We start from the raw sequence: 5,723 nt of genomic DNA on the forward strand, positions 1-5,723 counted from the left end.
GGCAGGGGTACCACCTTGTCGGAGGCCGGCTGCGGCGGGCGGGCAGTGTCGCGGGAATAGGGATCGTAGGGCGGACGCTCGCGCCCGGTCCGTTGCCCGAGCACGCTGCGCAGGCGCACGAAGATGAAGACCGCGAGGGCCAGGAAGATGATCGTGTAAATGTCGAGCACTGCGCTTCGCCATGCCTTTCGGGCGCCGCGGCAGAGCCGCATCGCCGTGTTGCCCCGTACCGGCATCGTCCCGCCGACCGCGCCGCGGGCCGAAACCGATCTCAGCTTATGTACGTCGAAGCTGCGGTCCCGCCAGCCCCCCATCTGCATGAGACGCACAGTTTGGCCGGACACACAATTTCAGTGTGAGCTTACGGCACGTGACCGCTCGGCGCCACCTCGCCCACCGCCGCAGGCCGCATCGGCCCGTCGGGCGCCGTCCGGGCCGCCCATCAAAACGATTGAACCCCTCTGGGGACAGGCGACCGGCACCACCACCCGCCGGCCTTCGGGGGCCGGGCTCGCCCGCGCCGCGTCGCCGTTCGCCGCCGGCTTCGCGCGGCCGGTCTCGGGGTCGTGAACCGGCGTGGAACGATCCTGCCGCTATGGTCGGCCGTCCACAGCCGCCGCGCCGAGGCCCCAAGGAGAACGGGCAAGCCGCACCAGCCTCCTCAACAGCCCCCGCGCGGGCGGCAAGCGGCGCTTGCGTCCGGCCGGCGCTTGGCGCAGTAGAGCAGGCATCCGCTCGGCTCCGACAAGCCGGGCGGTTCAGGCTTTAGTTACAAGGCGCTGAGCACAGCGGGCCTCGATTGCGACCGCATCGGCGCCGGCTCACGCGGCGCCCCATCCCTCGGACTTATCCCATGGCTCCCACCGTATTGCTTGCGGACATCGGCGGAACCACCACGCGCATCGCCCGCGCCGGGGTGGACGGGGTCCCGTTCGACATTCGTCTCGAGGCCAACGATTCCTACGGTTCGATCGAGGACCTGCTGAGGACCTATCTCGAGTCGCTGGGCGGCGAGCCGCCCCGCTGCGCGGCGCTGGCCGTGGCCGGCCCCATCGACGGCGACGCCGTGCGGCTGACCAACCGGAACTGGCGCTTCTCCAGCGAGGGGCTTGCCCTCGAGCTGTCCTTCCTGCGCCTCACCGTGCTCAACGATTTCGAGGCCTTCGCCCACGGCCTGCCGCTGCTCACCCGCGACGACCTGATGGAAGTGGGAACGGGGCGCCGCGTCGCCGGCGCGCCCATGCTGCTGTCGGGCCCCGGAACCGGGCTCGGCACCGCCCTGATCCTGCCGCGGGAGGACGGCTACGAGGTGCTTGCGAGCGAGGCCGGCCACATGCGCCTCGGCGCGGTGACCACGGACGAGGCCCGCATCGTCGCCCATCTGGTGCGCGACCTCGGGCCGGTGGCGGTGGAGCACGTGCTGTCCGGGCCGGGACTGGTGCGGCTGCACCGCATCCTCTCCGGCGAGCATTTGTCCTCCCATGCCATCATCAAGGCCGCCCTGGACGGCCAGCGGCAGGAGAAGGAGAGCTGCCACATCTTCCTGCGCCTGCTCGGCCGGGTGCTGGGCGACCTCGCCCTCGCCTTCGATGCCAAGGGCGGCGTCTATGTGGGCGGGGGCATCGGCCGGGCCATGGCGCCCTTGTTCACCGAAAGCCCGTTCCGCGCCGCCTTCGAGGAACATCCGCCCTATCTCGACCGCCTGTCGCTCATCCCCATCCATGTGGTGACGCACGCCACCCCCGGCCTGATCGGCATCGGCGAGATCGGCCGGCGGCTGCTGGTGAGCGAATAGGATACCGGTCGGGCGGCATCCATCCCCACCGGTCGGGCCTCCCGGAGAGTGGAGGCGCTCACGCTCGTGCGGTCAACCGGAGCCAATCGCGGCACTCGCGGCTGGACGCCCTGCGATCCCGCAATCCGCGGGGTGACGCGAAAGACCCGACGGGCCGGCCCCCTTAGCTTTCGAGGCACGCGACTCCCGTCGCGCTGCAACCTCCCGGGGGGAAGGAACACATCATGGATATGAACCGACGTGCGTTTTCCACAGCCCTGATAGCCGGCGCGGCGGCGTCCCTCGTTTCCAGCCGCGGCATGGCCGCGACCGCTGCTACCGCTGCTACCGCTGCTACCGCTGCCGCGGCGGTATCCCGCAATATCGTGCTCGTGCACGGTCTGTTCGCCGACGGGTCGTGCTGGTCGGAGGTCATCGCCCGGCTGCAGGCGGCCGGGCTCAATGCCACATCCGTGCAGAACCCCCTCACGACGCTGCCTGATGCCGTGGCCGCGACCCTGCGGGTGCTGGAGCGGCAGAATGGTCCGACGGTGCTGGTCGGACATTCCTTTTCAGGGATGATCGTCACCGAGGCCGGCCTGCATCCCAACGTGTCGTCGCTGGTCTATGTGGCCGCACGAGCCCCCGACGCCGGCGAGGACTACACGGCTCTGGCGAAGACGTTTGCGACCCCACCGGCAACCGCCGGCATTGTCTTCGACGGCGATGAGGGGCGCCTCACCGAGGAAGCGTTCCTCCGCGACTTCGCGGGCGACCTCCCTCCCGCCCAGGCGCGGGTGCTGTACGCCGTCCAGCAGCCCTTCCGGAAGGCGCTGCTCACCGGCAGGACCACGCAGGCGGCCTGGCGCTCGAAGCCGAGCTTCTATGCCGTCTCCACGGAAGACCGCACCATCAATCCCGACCTCGAGCGGTTCATGGCACGGCGCATGGGTGCAAAGACCATCGAGGTGAAATCCAGCCATCTGTCGCTGATCTCCCACCCACTGGAAATCACCAACCTGATCCTGGAAGCCGCCGGGCATTCCGCCTAGGCGGTTGTGGCGCCGCCTCGGCGCGGTCGCCCTCAGGCGGCGTGTTCGAGGCCGGCCTCCCGGTCGCAGAAGGAGATGATCAGCCCGGCGAGGTCGCGCGTGGCGGCACACGGGCGTTCCGCCACCAGGAGGGTCAGTTCGGTGGGCGGCACCGGCGGCCAGAGGTCCGGATCGTCCAGCACCCGCAGCCGCGGGCCGATAGACCGCGCATTGAGCACGGCCACACCCAGCCCCCCGGCCAGCGCCGCTTCGATGCCGATGAGGCTCGGGCATTCATAGGCGATGCGCCACGGACGACCGATCTTCTCCAACGCCTGGACGGCGCGGTTGCGATACAGGCAGCCCTGCCGGAAGGCCACCAGCTCCACCGTTCCGGGGGCCGGCGCCGCGTCGCGCCCCGCCACCCAGTAGAGCCGCTCGGGCCACACCGCCTCCGCCGGGCCGCTGCCCGGCTCGCGCTTCATCAGCACGATGTCCAGTTCGCCGCGCACCATGGCGGAGGACAGGTCGCGGCTGAGGCCGCAGGTGACGGCGAGCCGCACCCCTGGCCGGGCCCGAACGAATTCGGCGATGACCCCGGTCAGCGCCACCAGGGCGAAATCGTCGGGAATGCCGAGCCGCACCACCCGGGGCGGCGGCGCCCCCGTGAGCGCGGCGCGCGCTTCCGCCCCCAGGGCGAGGATCTGCCGGGCGTAGCCGAGCAGCCGCTCGCCCTCGGCGGTCGGGGTCACGCCGCGCGTGTCGCGCACCAGCAGCTGATGGCCGAGCTGGTCCTCCAGCCGGCGGATCTGCTGGCTCACCGTGGACTGGGTGCGGTGGACACGCTCTCCGGCACGGGTGAAGCCGCCGGCATCCACCACGCTCACGAAGGCTTTCAGCAGATCCATATCGAGCATGGTGGCCTCATTCGATTATCCACTAGTCAACATCATGACATTCAATTTTTCAATTCCCTCATTTCGTGGTCTCTGGCCAAGGCGGGTCCCCGACACGGTGCCCTCGGCGGTCAAGGAGGTCCCCGTGAGTTTGCCCATCCGCGCCCTTGCGGCGCCTTCTGCCGTCGCCGGCCGACCCAACGCCCTGCCGCTCCTGATCATCCTGTTCTGCCTGATCTGGAGTTCGGCCTTTGCCGTGGCCAAGATCGCGCTGGCGGATTGCCCGCCTTTGCTGCTGCTGGCGTTCCGCTTCCTCCTCGCCGGCAGCATCATTCTCATCGGCTGCGCGATCCTGCTGCCGCGCGAACAATTCTCGCGGCTCACCGGGCGCGACCTCGTCGCCCTGGCGCTGATGGGGATCCTCAACAACACCTGCTATCTCGGCCTCAGCTATGTGGGCATGACCCATGTGTCGTCGGGGCTGACGGCCGTGCTCATCTCCGCCAACCCGCTGCTCACCGCGCTGGCCGCGGCGCCCCTGCTGGGGGAACGGCTCACCGGCCGCAAGCTCGGCGGCCTGGTGCTGGGCATGGCGGGGGTGGCGCTGGTGGTGCGCTCGCGCATCGTCGCGGGGCATGAGGATCCGGTGGGCGTGGCCTATGTGGCCGGCGCGCTAGTGACGCTGGCGGCGGCAACGCTGCTGTTCAAGCGGGTGCGCACCTCGGCCTCCCTGTGGGTGGGCAGCGGCATCCAGTGCCTGGCCGGCGGGCTCGCCCTGCTGCCGGTGGCCCTGTGGCGGGAGGACCTCGCCGACGTGCATCTCACCGTGCCGCTGACCCTGTCCTTCGCCTACCTCACGCTCGCCGGGTCGGTGGGGGCGTTCAGCCTGTGGTTCTTCATCCTTGGCCGCACCAGCGCCACCCGCGCCAGCGCCCTGCACTTCCTGATGCCGCCGCTCGGGCTCATGTTCGGCTGGCTGCTGCTGGGGGAAAGGGTGCCGCCATTCGACCTTGTCGGCATCATACCCATCGCGCTGGGCATCCGCCTCGTCACCACGACGCCCGGGCAGCGCTGAAGTCAGAAGCGGTAGAAGCCGGTGAGCACCACGCCGTTCTCCTGCGGCGCGTTGCGGGCGAAGACCGTGGACACCAAAGCGGCCCCCAGCGTCACCGCCGCGCTCAGGTCGTAGGCGGCGCCAAGCTGGAGCTTGCAATATTCGTAGGAGGCGCCGAAATACGGCCCCTCCCCGGCCCCTTCCGAGACCACGTTGAAGGACTGGACCAGGACCTGCCAGCGCTCGGCCACCCGCACGCCCAAGGTCAGGTCCAGGTGGAACTCGTCCGGCGGATCGCCGAAGCGCAGGCGCTGGGCCGCCTCCACGTCGAGGAAGGCGGCCTTGCCGAAGAGCGGGAACGACCAGCCCGCGAGCATCCGCAGGTCAAGCTCGGCGTCCTCGTAGCCCACCGCCGCCGCGCTCTGCGAAGTGCCGGTGCCGGGCAGGCGGCCGACCACCTGGGCGGAGACCACCATGTTGTTTTCATTATAGATCCGCGCCCGTGCGCCCGCGTCCGTATAGCCAAGCCCGGCATAGGAGGAGGGCGCCGGCGCGCCCAGATCGACCGAGAGCAATTGCGGGGCGACGATGAGGGTCAGCCAGTCGGAGGCGCCGTATTCGAAGACGAGGGTCGCCTCCTGCTTGTCGTAGGGCCGGCTGTCGTAGAGATCGGAAGACGGGCCGAATTCGGAGCCCGAATGCACCGCGCTGCCCTGCAGGATGACCTGGCCGTGTCCTTCCTCCTGGGTCCAGGCCCCCGCCCAGACCGGCGAGGAGGCAAGGACGAAGGCAAGGACTGGGGCAAGGACCATGGCAACCAGTCCCGACGGCGCAAGGCGCAGCGGGACAGCGCGCGGAGCCGTGAAAATGGCACGCCGGCTAAGCTTCGACCCACCGCGATGCGGTGCAGCGAAAGCCTCTCCTCCGCGCGCTCCAAGTGCGCCCTGCGTCCCCATTTCCCCCTGCGC

The 5,723-nt window shown here is 69.9% G+C and carries 5 protein-coding genes and 1 pseudogene; 3 read left to right on the forward strand and 3 right to left on the reverse strand.

Features of this window, described 5'->3' with window-relative positions; translation table 11 throughout:
* A pseudogene (locus K9U41_RS21445) lies at positions 1 to 212 on the reverse strand (hypothetical protein); the annotation flags it as partial.
* 641 nt (positions 213 to 853) lie between these two features.
* Here K9U41_RS21445 and K9U41_RS21450 point away from each other — a divergent pair.
* Positions 854 to 1,795: an ROK family protein gene (locus K9U41_RS21450; protein ID WP_282642876.1), complete on the forward strand. Its 942-nt coding sequence runs from the start codon at positions 854 to 856 to the stop codon at positions 1,793 to 1,795.
* A gap of 224 nt (positions 1,796 to 2,019) precedes the next feature.
* Positions 2,020 to 2,826: an alpha/beta fold hydrolase gene (locus K9U41_RS21455; protein ID WP_282642877.1), complete on the forward strand. Its 807-nt coding sequence runs from the start codon at positions 2,020 to 2,022 to the stop codon at positions 2,824 to 2,826.
* 32 nt (positions 2,827 to 2,858) lie between these two features.
* Here the strand turns inward: K9U41_RS21455 and K9U41_RS21460 are convergent, their stop codons facing one another.
* Positions 2,859 to 3,722: a LysR family transcriptional regulator gene (locus K9U41_RS21460; protein ID WP_282642878.1), complete on the reverse strand. Its 864-nt coding sequence runs from the start codon at positions 3,720 to 3,722 to the stop codon at positions 2,859 to 2,861.
* Positions 3,723 to 3,846: 124 nt separating this feature from the next.
* Here K9U41_RS21460 and K9U41_RS21465 point away from each other — a divergent pair, with 124 nt between their 5' ends.
* Positions 3,847 to 4,776 (forward strand): DMT family transporter, encoded by a 930-nt coding sequence (locus K9U41_RS21465; protein ID WP_282642879.1) that lies wholly within the window; start codon positions 3,847 to 3,849, stop codon positions 4,774 to 4,776.
* Between the two features lie 2 nt (positions 4,777 to 4,778).
* Here the strand turns inward: K9U41_RS21465 and K9U41_RS21470 are convergent, their stop codons facing one another.
* Positions 4,779 to 5,567 (reverse strand): hypothetical protein, encoded by a 789-nt coding sequence (locus tag K9U41_RS21470; RefSeq protein WP_282642880.1) that lies wholly within the window; start codon positions 5,565 to 5,567, stop codon positions 4,779 to 4,781.
* Positions 5,568 to 5,723: the final 156 nt, after the last annotated feature.

This window comes from Xanthobacter autotrophicus (genome assembly GCF_029991245.1).
Taxonomy (GTDB): domain Bacteria; phylum Pseudomonadota; class Alphaproteobacteria; order Rhizobiales; family Xanthobacteraceae; genus Xanthobacter; species Xanthobacter autotrophicus_C.

Bases quoted from the DNA above. Each gene is read 5' to 3' on its own strand.
- K9U41_RS21450 (WP_282642876.1), top strand. From the start codon at position 854: ATGGCTCCCACCGTATTGCTTGCGGACATCGGCGGAACCACCACGCGC.
- K9U41_RS21455 (WP_282642877.1), top strand. From the start codon at position 2,020: ATGGATATGAACCGACGTGCGTTTTCCACAGCCCTGATAGCCGGCGCG.
- K9U41_RS21460 (WP_282642878.1), bottom strand. From the start codon at position 3,722: ATGCTCGATATGGATCTGCTGAAAGCCTTCGTGAGCGTGGTGGATGCC.
- K9U41_RS21470 (WP_282642880.1), bottom strand. From the start codon at position 5,567: ATGGTCCTTGCCCCAGTCCTTGCCTTCGTCCTTGCCTCCTCGCCGGTC.